19 protein-coding genes, 1 tRNA gene and 2 pseudogenes are annotated in these 19,421 nt (G+C 52.3%); 13 read left to right on the top strand and 9 right to left on the bottom strand.

Going from position 1 to position 19,421, the window contains the following annotated elements:
• Both INT20_RS12800 and INT20_RS12795 read right to left on the bottom strand, forming a co-directional pair.
• Positions 1 to 581 (bottom strand): hypothetical protein (locus tag INT20_RS12800; protein WP_193057019.1); only part of this gene is annotated, 581 nt, incomplete at its 3' end.
• 279 nt (positions 582 to 860) lie between these two features.
• Positions 861 to 1,004: a hypothetical protein gene (locus INT20_RS12795; protein ID WP_193057018.1), complete on the bottom strand. Its 144-nt coding sequence runs from the start codon at positions 1,002 to 1,004 to the stop codon at positions 861 to 863.
• Between the two features lie 501 nt (positions 1,005 to 1,505).
• On the opposite strand from INT20_RS12795, the gene INT20_RS12790 reads away from it, so the two are divergent.
• Positions 1,506 to 1,712: a DNA-binding protein gene (locus INT20_RS12790; protein ID WP_193054487.1), complete on the top strand. Its 207-nt coding sequence runs from the start codon at positions 1,506 to 1,508 to the stop codon at positions 1,710 to 1,712.
• A 129-nt stretch (positions 1,713 to 1,841) separates the two neighbouring features.
• Here INT20_RS12790 and INT20_RS12785 read toward each other — a convergent pair whose 3' ends face one another.
• Positions 1,842 to 2,021 carry a hypothetical protein gene (locus INT20_RS12785; RefSeq protein ID WP_193057017.1) on the bottom strand — a complete coding sequence of 60 codons (180 nt, stop codon included), beginning with the start codon at positions 2,019 to 2,021 and terminating at the stop codon, positions 1,842 to 1,844.
• Positions 2,022 to 2,235: 214 nt separating this feature from the next.
• On the opposite strand from INT20_RS12785, the gene INT20_RS12780 reads away from it, so the two are divergent.
• Both INT20_RS12780 and INT20_RS12775 read left to right on the top strand, forming a co-directional pair.
• A complete protein-coding gene (locus INT20_RS12780) occupies positions 2,236 to 2,388 on the top strand; it encodes a hypothetical protein (RefSeq protein WP_193054485.1) in 153 nt (50 codons plus the stop codon).
• 17 nt (positions 2,389 to 2,405) lie between these two features.
• A pseudogene (locus INT20_RS12775) lies at positions 2,406 to 2,633 on the top strand (tyrosine-type recombinase/integrase); the annotation flags it as partial.
• A gap of 68 nt (positions 2,634 to 2,701) precedes the next feature.
• Here the strand turns inward: INT20_RS12775 and INT20_RS12770 are convergent.
• Positions 2,702 to 2,778: transfer RNA gene (locus INT20_RS12770), tRNA-Ile, on the bottom strand.
• Positions 2,779 to 2,907: 129 nt separating this feature from the next.
• Here INT20_RS12770 and INT20_RS12765 point away from each other — a divergent pair.
• A complete protein-coding gene (locus INT20_RS12765) occupies positions 2,908 to 3,483 on the top strand; it encodes a hypothetical protein (RefSeq protein ID WP_226912165.1) in 576 nt (191 codons plus the stop codon).
• 20 nt (positions 3,484 to 3,503) lie between these two features.
• On the opposite strand, the gene INT20_RS12760 is transcribed toward INT20_RS12765, so the two are convergent.
• The 4 genes from INT20_RS12760 to INT20_RS12745 all read right to left on the bottom strand — a co-directional run bounded on the left by INT20_RS12760 (position 3,504) and on the right by INT20_RS12745 (position 7,442).
• Entirely contained in the window at positions 3,504 to 4,313 is an 810-nt protein-coding gene (locus INT20_RS12760) for an ABC transporter ATP-binding protein (RefSeq protein ID WP_192527436.1), read from the bottom strand.
• Positions 4,310 to 5,386, bottom strand: coding sequence for a FecCD family ABC transporter permease (locus INT20_RS12755; RefSeq protein ID WP_407647902.1), 1,077 nt, complete (start codon positions 5,384 to 5,386; stop codon positions 4,310 to 4,312). Before INT20_RS12755 ends, INT20_RS12760 begins: the two co-directional genes overlap by 4 nt.
• A 79-nt stretch (positions 5,387 to 5,465) precedes the next feature.
• Entirely contained in the window at positions 5,466 to 6,479 is a 1,014-nt protein-coding gene (locus INT20_RS12750; RefSeq protein WP_193054482.1) for a FecCD family ABC transporter permease, read from the bottom strand.
• Positions 6,480 to 6,518: 39 nt separating this feature from the next.
• Positions 6,519 to 7,442, bottom strand: coding sequence for an ABC transporter substrate-binding protein (locus INT20_RS12745; RefSeq protein WP_193054481.1), 924 nt, complete (start codon positions 7,440 to 7,442; stop codon positions 6,519 to 6,521).
• Positions 7,443 to 7,866: 424 nt separating this feature from the next.
• On the opposite strand from INT20_RS12745, the pseudogene INT20_RS18115 reads away from it, so the two are divergent.
• The 7 genes and pseudogenes from INT20_RS18115 to INT20_RS12715 all read left to right on the top strand — a co-directional run.
• Positions 7,867 to 8,258, top strand: a pseudogene (locus INT20_RS18115) (TonB-dependent receptor plug domain-containing protein); the annotation flags it as partial.
• On the top strand, positions 8,247 to 9,908 hold the full coding sequence (locus INT20_RS12740) for a TonB-dependent receptor domain-containing protein (RefSeq protein WP_319643857.1): 1,662 nt from the start codon (positions 8,247 to 8,249) through the stop codon (positions 9,906 to 9,908). The pseudogene INT20_RS18115 and the gene INT20_RS12740, both read left to right, overlap by 12 nt.
• 178 nt (positions 9,909 to 10,086) lie before the next feature.
• Positions 10,087 to 11,001: a LysR family transcriptional regulator gene (locus INT20_RS12735; protein WP_193057016.1), complete on the top strand. Its 915-nt coding sequence runs from the start codon at positions 10,087 to 10,089 to the stop codon at positions 10,999 to 11,001.
• Positions 11,002 to 11,079: 78 nt separating this feature from the next.
• Positions 11,080 to 11,973 carry an AEC family transporter gene (locus INT20_RS12730; RefSeq protein WP_172117536.1) on the top strand — a complete coding sequence of 298 codons (894 nt, stop codon included), beginning with the start codon at positions 11,080 to 11,082 and terminating at the stop codon, positions 11,971 to 11,973.
• A gap of 99 nt (positions 11,974 to 12,072) precedes the next feature.
• Positions 12,073 to 13,251, top strand: a complete 1,179-nt coding sequence (locus INT20_RS12725; RefSeq protein ID WP_193057015.1) for a PQQ-dependent sugar dehydrogenase — start codon at positions 12,073 to 12,075, stop codon at positions 13,249 to 13,251.
• Between the two features lie 108 nt (positions 13,252 to 13,359).
• Positions 13,360 to 14,805, top strand: coding sequence for a sensor histidine kinase (locus INT20_RS12720; protein WP_193057014.1), 1,446 nt, complete (start codon positions 13,360 to 13,362; stop codon positions 14,803 to 14,805).
• A gap of 11 nt (positions 14,806 to 14,816) precedes the next feature.
• Entirely contained in the window at positions 14,817 to 16,217 is a 1,401-nt protein-coding gene (locus INT20_RS12715) for a sigma-54-dependent transcriptional regulator (RefSeq protein ID WP_193057013.1), read from the top strand.
• A 283-nt stretch (positions 16,218 to 16,500) separates the two neighbouring features.
• On the opposite strand, the gene INT20_RS12710 is transcribed toward INT20_RS12715, so the two are convergent.
• Positions 16,501 to 16,908 (bottom strand): hypothetical protein, encoded by a 408-nt coding sequence (locus INT20_RS12710; protein WP_172117531.1) that lies wholly within the window; start codon positions 16,906 to 16,908, stop codon positions 16,501 to 16,503.
• Positions 16,909 to 17,292: 384 nt separating this feature from the next.
• Between INT20_RS12710 and INT20_RS12705 the strand changes: the two genes are divergently transcribed.
• Together INT20_RS12705 and INT20_RS12700 are read left to right on the top strand one after the other, a co-directional pair.
• Positions 17,293 to 18,495, top strand: coding sequence for a quaternary amine ABC transporter ATP-binding protein (locus INT20_RS12705; protein WP_172117530.1), 1,203 nt, complete (start codon positions 17,293 to 17,295; stop codon positions 18,493 to 18,495).
• Positions 18,495 to 19,325, top strand: a complete 831-nt coding sequence (locus INT20_RS12700) for an ABC transporter permease (RefSeq protein WP_172117529.1) — start codon at positions 18,495 to 18,497, stop codon at positions 19,323 to 19,325. The genes INT20_RS12705 and INT20_RS12700 overlap by 1 nt, the downstream gene beginning before the upstream one ends.
• Positions 19,326 to 19,421 lie beyond the last annotated feature (96 nt).

Here is a 19,421-nt window from a genome sequence, read left to right as displayed (position 1 = left end):
TCATTTAACGATGGTATGCCTCCCGTTGTGGCTGAGGAAAATCTTAAATTACTGTCCGGTATTAGTTGACCACTACATATTATCTTAACATATTCGTCATCTACCCCTTCAAATTCATTCAGGGAGTACTCTCTACGCTTCATACTATTTCTTTTATTCTTAAGCTGACTACACAAACTTAAATACCGCCTACATCTTGAAATATATTTTGACAAACTTTCTCTAGAATCGTCCAGCCATTTACTTCTTAACGACCTAATACTATTTTCAGTATTCCCAATAGAGCTAAGCATTGTAAAAGAGCCAGCTATTATAGCGCCTACTATGGCAATATTTTCTTTTATATCGAAACCTGCTGAAAACGGCTGAAATGCATTAAAATTTAGCACCATAAAAAAAACGACAACTAAACATATTACTATAGTAAAGAACTTCGAAGACTCTTTAACAAACTCTCTAACTTCTTCATAATCCCATATTTCTTTATCATTTTTTAGAAAATTCCGTATAGGCAGGTCTATATCTTTAATAAACAACCTTACTTTATTGAAAAAACTTTCCCACCAATTTTTAAATTTCATAAGCAAACCTCTCACTCATCAGCTACATTAAGCCTAGAATCTTACTAATCATTCTTTAAACCCCGCCTCTAATTTTAAGTTATGTCATCATATTTTCTATTCAGCCCTCACAATACACATTGCTTTTTTACTTCTCTTTTGTAATCAATCTCATACATACAACAATAGATAAAGAAAATAACAACAACTATTAACAGGAAAATTTTCAAGAGCTGCGTAGTGTATAACTTGCTTCCATTTCACTCCAGACATTAGCAAAACTTCCATCAATACCTTGCATTATCTTCTTCCCCTTCTTTTCTTTTTAAATTTTTTCAAGAGCTTATTTTCTAGCCATACATATAAAACGGCCGCCCCGCCAAGCAGGAGGGCCAACTTTATAAGATGGCTAAATACTTCCTTTGCTGTTTCCGCTGCCCCCATACCCTGCCCCTTTACCCACACCTCTCGCCTCTGTGAAACCAGTTACTCACAGCTCGCTGCGCTAGTCGGTATCCATCCCCGTTTTTTTCAACGTGCTACGTGCCCTCTCTATATCGGGGCTTACTTGTCCGCACGGCTCATTTGTCTGGCCAGTCATTAACCAAAGTGTGTACTTCGGCCATTGCTTGCAAACAGCTTCTAGCATTTCACCTTTTGGCGCTCTGCCTGTTAACTCGATGTTCTCTAAAGTTTTTTAGGGATTCCAATCAGTTGGGAAAACTCAGCTCGTCCGCTTGTTTCGGCCTCGCGTATTTGACGTATTTTCTCGGTCAGCTTGCTTGACATGTCCCGACTTCTCGGTATCCCGAATTTAGGTGGTATACCGATAAATCGGTATACCACACAGCAATGTTACTGCTTTAACGCAATAACGCTTTAACGCAAAAACGCATTTACTGATTCAAAGCCTATCACAGCCCATTACAGTGCAGGTAATGACACATGGAAACGAGCAACGCGCCCCAGGTTCCGGCCACCGTGCCAACAATGACCATCGAACACTTCTCGCAGCTCTCCGGCCAAGATGAAGGTGTGCTTCAAGGTCACATCCGCCGCGGCTACCTCCCCACCATCAAGGTTGGTCGTTACCGCATGATCAATGTAGCGCTCCTCAACGCCCAATGTCTTAGCGCTGAGGAGTGGGCATGAACGCTATCACCACTCAAGCCCCTGTTGTCTCTCTCGCAGCGCTTATCACGTTGCTTGATATCGAAGGCCTGACCATCTGCACTCAGCGCCTTATGCTCGACGATAAAGCGACGCCAGACAGTGTTATTGCTACATCAACACATCGTACCGACAGGCGGCTTCTGCTTTATCGCCGTACCTGCTGACCACCTGCCAGCGCTCGACCTGAACGACACCACTATTACCCGTGTTTCTAACGTCCATGAAGGCACTACGTACGGCATCGTCTTTAAGCACTACCAGCACGCCCTGAACTACCTCACCAAGCACTATGGCCTCGCCCCGGCCACTCCCTGCGGTCCCACTGCTACCAATGCCTCCCCCCGTTCCTCGGTAGTGGTTTTCCCCGCGCAACGACCCACAACCCCACGACTAACGCGCCGCCCCTTATCCACAACGGCCTTTAGTCCTTCCGGAGTTATACACATGAGTAAAAAAACAGCCCATCCGGGTCTTTCTCGATCAGGAAATTCATAGCCGGTATTTGATCCAGGCAGGCACCCACGGCCTAACCCCCTCAGCCCTGGGCGAGCGCCTAATTCAGCACGGTATTACCCAGCTAGAAGGCGGCGATAAAACACCGCTGGAAGCCCCTGGTAGTGATGCGCCTCCCGCTCCCACCACCACAAAGGCCTGATCAATGTCCCCTGCCAAGCCTTCACCAACGCTCTTAAAGCGTCAGATATCCAATTGCCTAAAGGGCAGCGCACGCATGTTTTACGGCACACGTTCGCAAGTCACTTCGTGATAAACGGCGGTAACTTACTAATACTTCAAAAGATATTAGGACATCAAAGTATACAAATGACCATGCGTTACGCACATCTAGCACCGGATCATTTAAGGGAAGCAATCACATACGGCCCGAAAGTCTTCGGTTGACACTTGGTTGCCACTTTGAGGAAAAGTACAGAAAGGAAGGGGAAGCGCGAGGATAAGTCATTGAAAAATGGTGGGCCCAGTAGGACTTGAACCTACGACCAAGGGATTATGAGTCCCCTGCTCTGACCAACTGAGCTATAGGCCCGAAAAGCGTGCATATAATAGCGAATGTGGCGGGGCGAGGCTACCCCCTACGCATGTATCTTCGTGCGGGAATGGCACTTTTTACGGGATTGCGGGTCTTGAAGTGAAGTTCTTTATGCGGAGACGCGCCTTGAAAGCTTTGATTGCTCTTTTCCCGTTGCTGCTAACGGCGCCTGTTCAGGCCGATTGGCAGCTTGATCCTGGTGAGTCGCGTGTAGAGGCGGCGATTACTCAGCTCAACGGGGCGACACCTCAAACGCATCATCATCAGGTGCGCAATTTAGAAGGTGATATCTCGCCCGATGGCACGCTGCGCCTGCCCCTCAAGTTGAGCCAGACCGATCTGCTTTCGCGCTTTAATGATCTACCGCCGTGGGTCGCTCTGCTGTCGAATACTCCGCTGGTCACGCTGGTTGGGCAGATGCCGCCGGAACGGCTGGATGCATTGGATATCAATGAGTCGCTGGTCGAGACCATTACCTTTCGTGTACAAAACGAAATGGTGAACCGGGAGGAGTCGGTGCCCTTGCGCTTTACCCGCGAAGGCTTGAATCAAGTGAGGGTGACTCACGCAGAGCCAATGACGCTGGATGGCAAGACGTTAATGGCAAACACCACGGTCCGTACTCTGCTATCCATGCTTGGCTATCAACAGATTGACGATAACGTGCCCATTACGCTGAATGCCTTGCTGATTAACCGTTAAGCCTTTAGCGAATAATCTTTTTAAGCGGGCTCGGTCGCCCGGCGCACATTAGCCAGTAACGGGCTACCGGTCGCCGGGTCGGAAAGTAACGTGCAGTCGACCTGATACAGCTTGCGCACCAGCTCTGGCGTGACCACATTCGCAGGCGCGCCCTGATCAACAATTTTTCCATCACACATGGCGATCAAGTGGTCCGCGTAGCGGCAAGCGCTGGCTAAATCATGCAGTACCATCACCACGGTGCGACCATGCCCAGCCAAGTGGCGCACCAGTTCAAACACCTCGATCTGGTGGCCTAAATCAAGCGCGGAAGTCGGCTCATCCAGCAGTAAAAGCGGCGTTTGCTGAGCGATGGTCATAGCGATCCACGCACGCTGGCGTTGCCCACCCGAAAGCGCGTCAATGGGGCGATCCGCTAAATCCTCAAGCCCTGCCGCTAAAAGCGCGTGTTGTACCACCCGCTGGTCTTCGGCTGACCATTGCCGCAACCAACCCTGATGCGGCTGACGCCCAAAACGAATCAGTTCCGTTACCGTTAGCCCTTCTGGAGCGATAGCCTCCTGGGGCAACAGCGCCAACTGCGTGGCGAGTTGGCGAGACGGTAAGCGTTGAATATCTTCACCGTTGAGCAACACGCTACCTTCATCGGGCTTATGCAAACGCGCCAGGCCCGCAAGTAGTGTCGATTTACCACATCCGTTAGGCCCTACAATGGCTGTCACTTTGGCACTGGGCAGTGTCACCTCCAGGCCATCGATCACCCGCCGCGTGCCATAACCCATGCTTAATGCGTGAGTGGCTAGTGTGGGCGGGGTTCGAAAATCGTTCATGCGTGACTCCGTTGCGGGCGCATCAAAATCCATAAAAGCCAGGGGCCGCCGATGATGGCGGTGACAATACCAACCGGCAGTTCGATTGGCGACAGTAGCGTTCGTCCCGCAAGGTCCGCTAACACCATCACGAGCGCACCTGCCAGCGTAGCCGCGACAACCGGCACATGGCGCGGAGTGGAAAGTGCACGGGCAATTTCAGGGCCGATTAGCCCCACCATGCCTACGGGCCCCGCCACCGCAACGGCCAAGGCCGTTAAAGCAACCGATAGCAGTAATATTTGGATACGGCGCACGGTGGTGTTGATGCCCAAACCGCTGGCCGTAGCGTCGGAAAATCGCAACACCGTGAGTGAGCGTGCCAGCACCAGCGCAGCAACAAAGCCCAGCGCTAAGCCAATTCCCAGCAGCTGGACTGAGCCGCCGGAACGGGCATTGAGGGAACCGACAGTCCAGGGATAAGCAGCATTGGCTGTATCGATAGCCACGCGTGCCAACATCAGTTGCGTAATGGCCCCAAAGATGGCCCCGACCCCAATCCCCGCAACGATAAACCGGTACCCTTGCGTGCCGCTGCCAGCTGCAAGCCCAAAGGTAATAACGGCAGCCGTGGCAGCGCCGGTCAAGGCCATCGCGGAAGGCGCCAGCGATACACTCATCCCCACAACGGAGGCTACCGCAAAGGCAGTGGCACCGTTATCAATACCAATAATACCGGGCGTGGCCAAGCGGTTACGTGCCAGCGTTTGCATCAAAATACCCGCCAGCGCAAAGGCGCCTCCGGTCAAACAGGCGGCCACAAGCCGTGGCAAGCGTAACTCCTGCACCATAAAACCGGTCATCATATCGCCCTGCCCAGCCAGTGCTTGTACTACATCGCGCGGGTCCAGGGTGACGGTGCCAAGGCTAAGGTAGGTAATGCAGGCGAGCAGCAATGTGACCGCCAACCCACTGTTAACCCAAACGGCTCGCCGCTCAAGCAGAATACTGTAGCCATCGCCTCGGCGCTCGCCCCAGCGCCAGTATCCCGTTGGCGGCTCTAATGGCTCTTCTTCATAACGCACCATTCCCATATCGGGTGTTCTCGCGACCACAGCCGTGGCGCCCTGTTTTTTGAATTCAGCTTTTAACCAGCGAGGCGTCATAACAAACTCACAACATGGGTAAACGGCGGGCGCGTACAACAGCTATAAGCACAGGCGCTCCGCACAATGCCGTAAGAACACCCAGCGGTAGTTCAGAGGGAGCGACCACCAAGCGGGAAATAACATCGGCCGAGACGACGATTAACGGGCCAATCGGTAAACAAAACCATAGAGTGCGTCGGATATCCGGCCCGGCAAACGCGCGAGCAACAAAAGGCACTACCAACCCGACAAAAATAATAGGCCCGGCAATGGCCGTTGCGGCCCCGACCAATAGCGCTACGCAAAGTACGACCAATGCACGAATCAGCTGAGGATGATGCCCCAGCCCCGATGCCATCCGCTCCCCGAGCGCTAATGCGGATAAAGGGCGCGCAATCAACACAACCAAAAGCGTGCAAAAGGCGATAGAAGGCAATACGGCTATTAGATCTTCCAGACGACGGCCGGCCAAACTGCCAATCACCCAGAAGCGCACTTCGTCAGCAGAGCGCTGGTCAAACAGCAGCAGTAGCGCGGTCATCGCCCCCAGCAACGCCGAGAAAGCAGCACCGGCCAGCACCAGGCGCACAGGGTCATTGCCCACGCCGCGCCAACGCGCTACGCCCAATACGCAGAGGCAGCCTATCAATGCACCCAACTGCGCGACGGAAATACGTAGGGTGGCCGCACTTGAACCCAGCACTAGCGCCAACGCAACAGCAAACGCCGCCCCCGCACTGACGCCCAGCAACCCCGGTTCCGCTAGCGGGTTACGCGCAACGGCTTGCAAGAGCGCACCCGAAACACCCAGCGCCATCCCCACCACAATGCCAATCAAGGTGCGTGGTGCACGCAGTTCCCATACCACAAAATGCGCGTCACTGTCTTCGCTACCCAACAGCATAGAGAGCGCTTGTAATGGCGAAACGCTGCCAGCCCCCACCAACAAACTAACGACACTCACCGCCACTAGGGCGGTGAGCAGGCTTAACAGCAGCGTTCGTTGTTCAAAGCGCTGCGTTAGCGAACTTACTGACATGTTCGTTCCTTCACAGGCGTACCTTGATAGTAAGGACGCTTAAGGCAAGAGCGCTTGTTCGATATCGTTCAGGATGGCCTGGGCGGCCAGCGGCCCTGAGGCGCTGCTCCATACCTGGCCATTCACAGGCACAACGTGTTCTTGTTGCACAACATTCAAACGGGTGAAGGCATTACTCTGTTCAGCAGCCTCCAACGCTTGCTGGCCATCTTCATTTAGCGTGGCAAGAAATAGCCAGTCACTGTCAATCAGTGAGAGGTTTTCAAGGCTTAATACATCGCTATGGGCACTGCCCTCACTGACCAGGCCTTCGTCTTCCACTATCAGCCCTGTCGAAGCAAGTACGCCGGTTGAAAACAGCTCAGAGGACATGACCATGGGGCCAGCAGGCATCCACCGCACCAGGTAAGCGGTGCCGCCGACATTGGCATCACTCAAACGTTCGTTAAGCTCTGCGGCACGCTGCTCCACCTTTTCAAGCGCTTCATCAATTTCTGCTTCTTTACCCAGCGCCTGACCAAACAGCTGCGTTTCTGCTTTCCAGCTGTCTCGAGAAAAACCGCTTGTTTTAGGGACGACCGTGGGGGCAATACGTGACAGCAACTGGTACTGCTCTTCAGAAAGCTGTGGTGCTGCAAGAATCAGGTCAGGCTGTAAACGAAGTACCGCTTCGATATTGAGTTCACGGGTAACACCGACCATTTCCAGCGTGCTTACATCGGTGTGCTCACCAATGTAAGCCGCGACATCCTTGCTGCCACGCGAAGCAATGGCGCCTATCGGGGTGACACCGGCGGCCAACGATGCGTCTAACGCGCCTTCATATAGCGTTACAACACGCTCTGGCGCATCAGGTACTTCAATTTCTCCAAAAGCAGTCTCCAGCTCTCGGGCTTGCGCATTGGTAATCAAGCTACTCAATAGCACACCGGACAAGCCAAGACGCAGTAACGAACGCAGCATAGTGAATCCCTACTGTTAATTGATTTCTTTAATAGTAACGATTCTCAAAAACAAATGCAGTACTGTTTCACAGAATAACGTGTTCCATTTATGGCAACACCCTACCTTGGCAATCTCCAGGCTTTATTGCACCAGGCTCCCCTTTTCTTTTATTTCGCATTCAAAGACTTTTCTTTTTTTGCCTCCACTCTTCTTTTTCTACCTGGTTTTTCTACCGGGTTAATCGACACAAAAGCGCCTGTTACATTCCACACACATAAAAATTACAAACGTATACGGTTGCGTACATCACAACGACATGTTCATGGTTTTTTCATCGATTTATGGAACCTTTAACAATAGAATACAAATCTCATATGAGAACCAGTATCATATGCCAATATATTCATAAAAGCAGAGCGCACTATTATCTCAAGGGAAAAACATGACTTACTTTTCACGTCGCGCCTTGGCCAAGGCTGTCAGTCTGTCTTCAATGGCTATCGCTGCCGCTGCTACCGCCCAGGATAACACTTCGCTTGATACGATGGTGGTAACTGCCTCGGTCTTCGAGCAGTCGATTGCGGATGCACCCGCCAGTATCTCGGTCATCAGCGGTGAAGAGTTGAACCGTCAGTCCTATAGCGATATTACGGATGCGGTAATGAACATTCCCGGTGTCTATGTGACCGGTGGCGGGGAAGCGCAGGACATCAGTATCCGCGCACGCTGTATCTGATTGATGGCCGCCCTGTTTCTGCCGGGCGCGCCGTCAATACCAATGGCCAGGATGAAGGCAAACAGATCGGTCTTCCGCCCATTTCGATGATTGAGCGTATCGAGGTTATCCGCGGCCCCATGTCCTCGCTTTACGGATCGCAGGCAATGGGCGGCGTTATCAACATCATTACCAAGCGCGTGCCGGATGAGTGGTCGGGGCAGGTGACCACTGAGTACACCCACTCCCTCAACGATATTAATAACGACTCACAGCAGGTCAGTTTCTATACCGGTGGCGCGCTGATCGAAGGGTTGCTTGGCTTACGTGTGCATGGCAGCTGGCACGGTACAGAAGAGAGTGACTACGAAGGCGGTAGCGACAACGCTGAAAGCACGCCTGACAGCGATACACGCCAGATTGGCGCCGAGCTCACTTTGACCCCCGACGAGCTGAACGAATTTAGCGCGGGCTATACCGCTTCCACCAAAGAATTCACTCATACGCCTGGCCGAAGCATTCCAGAAATTGATAGCCGAGGAAACCCTGCCAGCACCAGCACCTATCGATACGATAAGGATGTATTCACGCTGGGTCATAAAGGCACGTACGGCGCCTTTATGACAGATACTTACCTACAGCATGACATCTCAGAACGAGTAAACACCACGCCCGACGAGAAGCGCGAGAAAGTAACGACGTTTAATAGCCAATCGACCTACTTCTGGGGCGATCACATGCTGACCTTCGGCGGTCAGTACCGGGTAGAAGACCTTGTCGATGACACCAATGGACTCATCGGCAACAGCCCTAACGCCATGCGCAGTGTTGATCGCTGGATTGCTGCGCTGTTCATCGAGATGGAGTGGAGTCTTACGGATGCTTTCAGCGTCACAACCGGCATGCGTTACGACGACGATGAGCTATTCGGCGGCCACCTGTCTCCGCGTGTTTATGCCAACTACCACCTGACGCCTGAGTGGACGCTCAAGGGCGGCGTCTCTACCGGTTACTCCCAGCCAGGCCTTGCTGCTGCCACTGAAGGTTTTGGACGAGGCACTGGCGGCAGTGGCTCTCCAGCGCCCCATGCCCGTGCGCTGATCATCGGTAATGAAAATCTCGATCCTGAAACCAGCACCAACTATGAAGCCGGGTTTGTGTTTACCAGCAATGATAGCCGCCTTACTTCAAGCATGATGCTGTTCCACACCCAGTTTGATGACAAGATCGCCGAAGACCGCTACTGCAACACGGCGGGTGCTGATCGCAATGACCCCTCCACATGGGAATGCCCCTACGCCGGGAACGAGTATGTATTCATCAGCACCTACCGGAATATTGATAAAGCAGAAATACAGGGTGTCGAGTTCTCGTTAGATTATGACGTTACTCAAGATGTTCGCTTACGCTCCAGCTACACCTTTACCGACTCCGAGCAGAAATCAGGTGAGTTTGCAGGCCAACCGTTGAACAAGGTCCCCGAACATATGTTCAACCTCGTGGTTGATTGGCAAGCCACGCCTGAGTTGAACCTGTGGACACAAGGTAATTATCGCGGCTCCACTAGCGATTATCTGTCGCGCACCAGTATGGATGATGGCACACCAGGGTATGGTTTTGTCGATGCTGGGTTGGTTTATAGCCTAACGGACCGCGCGCAGGTTAAAGCGGGTATCTACAATATTGCCAATAAAGAAGTGACGAACGATGAGTATGGAGTCGTGCTGGATGGTCGTCAGTATAACTTGGGTCTAACGTTCGACTTCTAAGAACAGCTTAACTGGCAATACATTCTCGATCCTTTTACCCCGTTTAACGCGGGGTTTTTTGTTTTGTTTAACGTGAATTATAACGTTTAGCTGATCGCCAGAACTGTAATGTATATTATTTGCATTCACATTATTAAGTGGCACAATAGACGCTTCTTAATTGACCTGTGGCGCGACCATGTATGACTTTGACGAACTGGCTGCTTTCGCGGATGTAATGGCGACCGGTAGCGTGACACGCAGTGCGCAAAAGCTGGGGTTAGCAAAATCAACACTGAGTCGTCGTATCAGCCAGTTGGAAGCACGGCTTAATCAGCCACTACTACGCCGCCAGGCCAATCGTTTAATTCCTACCGAGGCTGGCCTGCTCTTTCATACGTACTGTACTGAATTGCTCTCGATGGCAAGCCACAGCCAGGAAGCCTTGGCCGAGCTGCGCGAAGAAATTAGTGGCAAAGTCACGCTGGAAATCCATGGGGCCTTGGCGCGAAGCTGGATGGCCCCTGTGGTCAATGCCTTTTTAAACAGTTACCCAAAAGTAGAGTTAGAGCTTCGAACCCGCGAAACACCGCCCACCAAAATGCATAGCAATAGTGTGCATGTATGGCTGGGCTTTACCAATGAATGCGGGCTTAACCAGGAGTGTCTGGGCCATTTAACCCGCGGGTTATATGCCAGCCCACGCTACCTGGCCGAAAACGGGTCACCAACCCATCCTGATGAGTTACCCCAGTACGCCTGGATCGACTTGCTCAACACGGCATCCAACGGACTAACGCTCCATCACGCCAGGTACGGTGATTATCTTTTCGACCCGCCACGCTCGCGCCTGCGCGTCGATTTGACCGCGCTGCATATCGACGCCATTGCGGGTCATCAAGGGATAGGTCTACTGCCCCACTGGTTAGTTAAACGGCGTGAAGAACATCACCCTGGCGAGCTGGTCCCTTGCCTGGTGGGCTGGGAGCCTACGCCGCTGCCCATTAATTTACTTTACGCTTACGGCCACCAACCTCGGCGAACCAACGCGTTGCTTGATTTTTTACGCCAGCACGTTCCCGTGCAGTGGCAACGCACAGCCGTAAACGCTTAACGAATTTTGCGTATTCGCCTTGCCTATTAGCAGGCTCATTAACGACAATAGGCAACCCACGATTGCCAAGGACCGTTAATGCTTGCCGAACTGTTTGCTGTTATGGCCCCCGTACTTGCCGGTGCGGGGTTAGGTTTTTTGTGGATTCGGCTAGGACACCCTTATCCTGTCGATTTTGTTACTCGACTGGTTTTCAACATCGGCACGCCCGCGCTGGTATTGGCCTCGCTTGCGGGTGCCGACATAGATGCCGACACCTTTGGTCGCACCATGCTGGCGACTGCGCTGGTGATCATCACCATGGGGCTAGCGACCTTTGCTGTTGCCAAGCTGCTGGGCCGTGACTGGCGCGTCCTGCTGTCTCCCATGATGTACCCCAATACCGGCAACATGGGGCTACCGGTGGTTCTTTATGCATTTGGTAGCGCTGGTTTTGCTTATGGCATCACGGTGATGGTAACGGTCTCGCTGTTCCAGTTCACCCTGGGCTCTGTTCTCAACAGCCAAGGCAACCCGCTAAAAACGCTCGTTAAGACCCCGACGGTATATGCCATTTTAATTTCCATGGTGCTGCTGCTAACCGATACCTCACTACCGCCTTGGCTTGGCAACACCGTAGGCCTTATGTCGGGCTTTACCGTACCGTTGATGCTGATCACCTTGGGTGTTTCCTTGGCGAGTATTCAGGTAAAAAGCCTGCGTTCCGGGTTAGGGTTTAGCCTGGTGCGCATACCGTTGGCGGCGGTGGCGGCCTGGTTCATCGCAGGCTGGGTAGGGCTTCCGCCGCTGGCGCAAGGCATTCTCGTTTTACAAATGTGTATGCCCGTGGCGGTGTTTAACTATTTATTTGCCCAGCGTGCCCGGCGTGAGCCAGCCTATGTGGCCAGCCTGGTATTTTGCTCGACCCTGTTAGCACTGATCTACCTACCGATACTGTTAGCACTCCTAATGCCTTCTCTTGGTGGGGAATGAGCCCAATAGGAAAAGTCCCTGCTAGACTGATGATGGCCTTATCACAAGGTTCGCCCCGCTGAGGTTCCCCTTGGGCTCATCACTACAGGAGAATGCGCTATGCACGTGGAACAAAACGCCAAGCCGGTTACGTCATGGCTATCAACCGTTTTGGGCGGACTGCTGCTAACGAGTGCAGTGGGTACGGCGCACGCTGAGGTTGTCCATGAATCTATCGAAACCGAGCATCTAGCCGTCGCCATTGAGCGGGTAGCCTCGGGGTTTGAACACCCTTGGGCGGTGGCATTTCTTCCGGATGGCCGCCTCCTGGTGAGCGAGCGCAACGGGCAACTAAATCTGGTGGATTCGCGCAGCGGTGAATACCAGGCGCTGGAGGGCATGCCAACGGTCAATCATCATGGCCAAGGTGGCCTGCTTGACGTGGTACTGCACCCGGATTTTGCAGACGGCAGCGGCGAACACGACTGGATTTACGTTACCTGGAGTAAACCTGACGCTAACAACAGTCGTACAGCGCTTTCGCGTGTTTACTGGCAAGATGACCAATTAGGCGATGTAGAGCATCTGTTTGAGCAGGATCGTGCCTCGGCTCCCGGTCGCCATTACGGCTCACGCCTGGCCTGGTTAAACGATGGTACGCTGCTTATGAGCGTTGGCGACCGGGGTTCGGAGCCTTCCAGAGCGCAGGCGCGCGATGACCACGCAGGCTCTACGCTGCGTTTGACCGAAACAGGCGGCGTGCCGGAAAACAACCCGTTTGTGAATGATGCCCGCACCCGAGATGAGATTTACTCGCTGGGTAATCGTAATATTCAAGGTATGACCGTATTGAAAAACGGTGAGCCGTGGGTATCGGAACATGGCCCGCTCACGGGAGATGAGCTGAATCACATCAAGGCAGGCGCTAACTACGGCTGGCCTGAGGTTACGCTCGGCAACGATTACGCTACCCAGCAACCCATAGGCGAGCAGTCGCTACCAGGCATGGAAGACCCGAATTATGACTTTGAAGGACGTTTTGCACCATCCGGCTTAGCCGAAGTCAGAGGAAGCACGTTCAACGCTTGGGAGGGCAACCTGCTCGCAGGTGGTTTAAGCAGTGAACAGCTGCTACGCCTCACGCTTAATGGCGATGAAGTTACTGAAAGTGAGCGTATTCTTGATGGTCATATTGGCCGTATTCGTGATGTGCGCCAAGGCCCAGACGGCGCCATTTACTTGCTAACCGATGAGCGCCAAGGCAGCCTTTATCGGCTACTGCCTGCAGAATCCCCTTAATCCGGCGATTCTTTGATGGCCCCATGTTCATAACTCTATTCATCAACCGCCGTTTCTACTGATAATGCTTTTCACTGATGAAACGCTTAATGCCACCATGGAAGCAGCATGCGACTTCGTAATTTAATTATCATCACCGTCATCGTACCGCTGTTTGTTGTATTGGTGGTGTTCAGCTTAGTGGCCATAAAATCGCTGGAAGACAATGTTCGCTCCAAATTGCAAACGGAAGTCGAGATCATTACTCGGGCGCTTAGCACCTCACTGAGTGGTGCGGTTTCCCGAGACAGCCCCACACCGCTAGAAGAAGCGCTGCAATCGGCATTTTCGTTCCATCGAATTTATGGCGCTTACGTCTTTGACCTTCAGGGGCGCGAAGTTTACGGGCTGGGCTTAGGTAAAGATCTTTTCTCTCCCGAAGAGATCCGCCAGGTGATTGAGCAGGATGACCTTTACAGCAATTACCGCCAGTATGATGGCTGGACCTATTATTCGGCCATCATCCCACTACGCACCCAGGATGGCACCGTTCATGGTGCACTTCAGGTTAACCGCTTAAATACCGGCATCGAAAATTACACCGGGTTTATAAGCATTGTGGCGGTTCTGGTGTTTGTCATTGGCGCAGCTGGCATCGTCTTTAGCATTTGGTGGGGGTTTAGGCGCTATATTGAACGTCCGCTTAATCGTTTATTGCACGTTATGCTACTGGTGGAAGACGGTGATCGTAGCCAGCGTGCGACGATAGACGGCCCGGCTGAGTATAGTCGGCTTGCCTCAGGTTTAAATGGCATGCTCGACGCCATGGCTGAAAAAGATCACGATATTGAAGAGCGTCAACAGCGTGAAATTGAGCTTGAAAAGCGCCTGCGTAAATCCAAAAAACTGGCAGAACTGGGTGTTCTTGCAGCCGGCGTCGCCCACGAAATTGGCGCCCCCCTTACGGTTATTAACGGCCAGGCCCAGCGGCTAGCTCGCCGAAACGTCATTGGCGATGAGGAACGAGCGAAACTTGTCCGCATTCGCGGCGAAGTTGAGCGAATTGTCGAAATAGTTCGTCAATTAATGGAATTAGGCCGACAGCATAATGTCGAAAAAGGCGAGCTGGCGCTTGATCGGTTAATTCAAAATGCCAGCGATTTAGTAGAAGAGGAGCTTGAACCGCGAAATATCCGGTTGGATATCCATCTTCCCTCGCCCACGCCTCATTTACTGGCGAACGAACAGCAAATCGTTCAGGTGCTTACCAATCTACTGCGTAATGCAGCGCAAGCACCTAACGTAAGCCATATCCGCGTACGCGTACGTACGCATGAACATGAATTAACGCTCTATGTAGAAGACGATGGCCCTGGCATCCCTGCTAGCAACCATCAGCACGTTTTTGACCCATTTTTCACTACCAAACCGGTGGGTCAAGGCAGTGGCTTGGGGCTCTCCATGGTGCACCGTATTATTAATGACCACGGCGGTACGATTGGTGTGTTTGACAGCGCTCTTGGTGGCGCTGGATTTGAAATCACACTTCCACTTAGTGAAACCGCATCCGCTTGAGGACAACATTTGTGACCCATCAGGAACATCCTTTACCTTTGCTGGTAGTGGAAGATGACCCCGCTATCCGAGAGCTTTTAGAAGAAGAGTTGAACGATGCGGGCTATCAAACGCTTGGCGTGCCCAGCGCTGAAGAGGCCATTGCCCTACTAAGCCATACCCCTGTGGCCATGATGATTACCGATGTACGCCTGCCGGGGATGACGGGCATTCAGTTGCTGCAGCAAATTCGTCAAAGTGGCAGCGAATTGGGGATCATCGTTATTACCGCTTTTGGCACTATCGATCAGGCCGTTGAAGCGCTCAAGCTTGGCGCCAACGACTTCCTGACCAAGCCACTTGACCTTGATGCTATCCGTGAGGCGGTCTTTCGGGTGCTGGAGCGCCAGCGTCTATCGCTTTCACACGATACAGAGCTCAGCCACTTTCACGGCATTGTGGGCAAAAGTAATGTTATGCAGTCGCTGTTTCATGACGCATCGCGATTGGCTAAAAGTAATGCCCCCATTCTTATTTTGGGAGAAAGCGGTACCGGCAAGGAGCTTTTGGCGCGCGCCATTCATCAGGAAAGCCCTCGCCATGAGGCCCCTTTTATCCCCGTCAACTGCGCCAGCATACCTGCTGAGCTGATGGAAAGTGAGTTTTTCGGCCATGTGAAAGGCGCCTTTACCGGGGCCAATGAAGCGCGCAAAGGGCTTTTTCATACCGCTCAAGGTGGCAGCCTGTTTTTGGATGAGATAGGCGAAATGCCAATCAACCTCCAAGCCAAACTGCTCCGGGCGCTTCAGGAAAAAACCGTGCGCCCGGTCGGCGGCGAGCGAGAAGAAGCTGTGGATGTGCGCATCATCGCGGCGACCCACCGCAACCTGGATAAAGAGATTGAGCAGGAGAGCTTTCGTAGCGACTTGTTTTATCGTCTGGAAACCTTTTCACTGCGCATTCCCCCCCTGCGTGAACGGGGCAGTGACATTGAACATCTGATTTTTGCGTTGATTGATAAACATGCGGAAGCGCAAAACAAGCAGATTGAGCAAATTGAGCCCGAGGCACTCAACAGCCTGCTGAATTACACCTACCCCGGTAACGTCCGCGAATTGGAAAACGCCATTATGCGAGCGGTAACGCTCAGTGAAGAGGGTCTTTTGCAGCACCAGGATTTACCCGAACGCTTGCGCGAGAATTCTCATCCGGAAGCCAGTGCCGAGATCACGCCGACATTAAGCGGAGAAGTACTGCCAGGGGCACAGTTACCGACGCCCTCGCCCACTCGATGGCCTAGCCTGGAGGAAGTGGAAAAGCGCTATATTCGAAAAGTGCTCGAAGCGACAGGAGGCAACAAACGCCGAACAGCGGAGCTTTTGGGTATCGCTCGACGCACACTCTATCGCCGTCTTGAAGATAGCGAAGAGTAGATCAACAGGACCAGTTCAATCGGACTAGACCAACAGGACTCTGTATGAAAAGGCCAACAACAGTGCCTTGATGCGTGTTTTATCGACATAGCCAGGCGCTTCTACGATGCAAGCGTCTGGCTGCGGTAGCGCGGGTACACGGCTAGCGACCCCCAGTAGCATCATACTTCAGCGCAAAAAAAAACCTCGCAGGCGCGAGGGTAAAGATGATAAACCGTGTGGAGCAGCCGCAGGGAACGAACAGCTGAAGCGGCTTATCATCGTAGGGAACAGTACGTAGGTATTAGCCGTTAGTTAACTCATCATCATTTTCTTCATCGGCGGCTCCTGGCATGGGATCTGTACCTTCACCAAAACCGGGCTCTTCTTCAACATCCTGGGTACGCGCCTCATCTTCAGGCTGTATTGACTCTTGCGGGACAATTGCTTCATCGTTATCTGCTGAACCCGTGCCTGCTGGATCAGCGGGATCTGCGGCTTGATCCGTTGAGGAAGGCTCTTGGGTCATAGTGGCATCCTGCTCAACGTCAGGTGCTGCACTTTGCTCCATGGTTTCAGGCTGTTGGGCAGGCGGCAATTCTTCTTCATTGTCACCACAGCCAGCAAGCAAGAGGACACTGGCAGCAGTTGCGATCATGCACAAAGAAAGTAGACGTGGGCGCTTCGCTTTTACATCCGCGTGCTTATTCATAAAATTCATCTCCTTGAAACCTGCAAAAAACATCCTGAATCACTATCCCAAACCAAGCACACATCAAGCCAACTCAATGAATTATTAAAAACAATAATTAAAATCAACACCTTAAAAGAAACAATCACTATTAACAATCAACCACGCGTGGGCGCAAAATGACACATGTGGCATTTCTTGACCGCGCTTAAAGAGGCGTTGTGACACAACCCTCTCATTTATGTATAATATTTTTTAATAAATATACAACCATATACTGTTTTTTCATTATGAATGCTTTGTGTGGCTGCTTTATATAGAAGGTGGCGCTGCTTTTATGTAAATGGCGGCAAATCAGAAAGAGCAACCATACAAAGCGCCTCATACACATAAAAGGCATCGCCTATGGATGAGCAACGTCCTGTTAAAATTAGAGTCCGAGGCTTAAGTAAGGTCTTTGGTAAACAACCTCGAAAAGCATTAGAGCTACGCGACCAGGGTCTTAAACGTCCAGAAATCCTTGAACAAACAGGCCAGACACTCGGCCTTTCCAACATATCCTTCGATGTTTATGAAGGTGAACTCCTCGTCATCATGGGCCTTTCGGGCTCAGGCAAATCGACACTGATCCGCTGTCTTAATCGCCTGATTGACACAACGGAAGGTGAGATCATCATTGATGATGAAAACATCCCCACCCTGAGTGAAAAAGCGTTACTGGAGTGCCGACGCCGCCATTTCTCGATGGTCTTCCAAAATTTTGCGCTGTTTCCGCATCGCACGGTGCAAAAAAACGCAGAGTTTGGCTTGGAAATACGCGGCATTGATAAAGCCGAGCGTCATAAAATCGCCCATACCGCCCTTAAACAGGTGGGTCTGGAAGGCTGGGAGAACGCGTATCCCCACCAGCTTTCAGGGGGAATGCAGCAGCGCGTTGGCCTGGCCCGCGCACTGGCTAACGATGCCAGCGTACTGTTAATGGATGAAGCATTTTCAGCGCTTGACCCCTTGATTCGTAAGGACATGCAACTGGAACTTTTGCAGCTCCAAGCCAAAATGCAAAAGACCACGGTCTTCATTACCCACGATTTGGATGAAGCGCTGAATATCGGTGATCGAATCGTGCTGCTTAAAGATGGCGAAGTCGTCCAAATTGGCACTCCTGAAGAAATTCTGACCCAACCTGCGGACGATTATGTGCGTCGGTTTATCGAAGGGGTCGACCGCTCGCGTGTGCTAACGGCCGAGAGCGCTATGCGCCCACTGCGTAGCACCGCGCGTGATAGTGATGGCCCCCGCACGGCACTTCACCGCATGCGGGACCACGCAATTGACTCTATCTACGTAACTGACCGTGACCGCCGTCTGCTCGGGCTACTGGAAGCCGAGTCCGCGAGTACGGCGATCAAGGAAGGCGCCGAAAAAATCGCCGACTACCTGACTCAGGACTTCCGCAAAGTGTCCCCCGACGAGCCGTTGCAGAACCTGTTCGCCATGTTTAGTGAAAAGAGCTTTCCTATTGCCGTGGTAGATGAACAGCAACGCCTTCTGGGCGTTGTGGTGAAAGGCGCGGTACTGGATGAATTGGCACGAGCAGGAGAACCGTAATGGACATTCCCCGTATCCCGCTAGGCAGTTGGATCGAAGGTGGCCTCACTTGGCTAACCAGCGAATACTCTGTGGTTACTCGCGGCATTTCACGCTTTACCCAAACCGGGATTAACAGCCTGAATGATGGGCTGATGTGGCTACCGGAGTGGGCACTGCTGGCCATTATTGCGCTGCTTTGCTGGAGGCTTGCGGGCCCGCGCTTGGCACTGGGAGCGGTCCTTGGCTTGGCATTAATCTGGAACATGGGCCTTTGGGGACCCATGATCGAGACGTTAACGCTGGTGGTGATCGCAACCGTCGTTGCCGTTGTCATTGCACTGCCTATCGGCATTACCGCGGCCTTATCGGAACGCCTTTATCGCTTGTTCATGCCGCTGCTGGATTTTATGCAGACCATGCCTGCGTTCGTCTATCTGATACCGGCCATTCCCTTTTTCGGCATTGGTTCTGTGTCCGCCATTTTTGCCACGGTTATCTTTTCCATGCCGCCCGCCATTCGCTTTACGACGCTCGGCATTCGTCAGGTACCTACAGAGTTAATAGAAGCTGCGGATGCTTACGGCGCTACTCGAAGCCAAAAACTATTTAAAGTGCAGCTACCGCTCTCGTTACCTACTGTGATGGCGGGCATTAACCAAACGATCATGCTAGCGCTTTCCATGGTGGTTATTGCCGCGATGATAGGTGCCGATGGGCTAGGCAGCGAAGTATGGCGTGCAATACAGCGCCTGCGCCCAGGCGACGGCTTTGAAGCCGGTATTGCCGTTGTTATTCTGGCCATGCTGCTTGACCGTTTAACGCAGTCGTTACGCAAGACCTCAAGGTAAGCTGACTGAAATACCCAACGACAACGAGAAAATGAGAAGTAGCTTGATGGGGTGTTAGCCCCTTTGACTTGATGAGCTTTATTTTCACGACCATGC

It is taken from the genome of Halomonas citrativorans (genome assembly GCF_014898005.1).
Lineage (GTDB): Bacteria > Pseudomonadota > Gammaproteobacteria > Pseudomonadales > Halomonadaceae > Vreelandella > Vreelandella citrativorans.
This window is presented reverse-complemented; position numbering and strand designations above follow the sequence as displayed.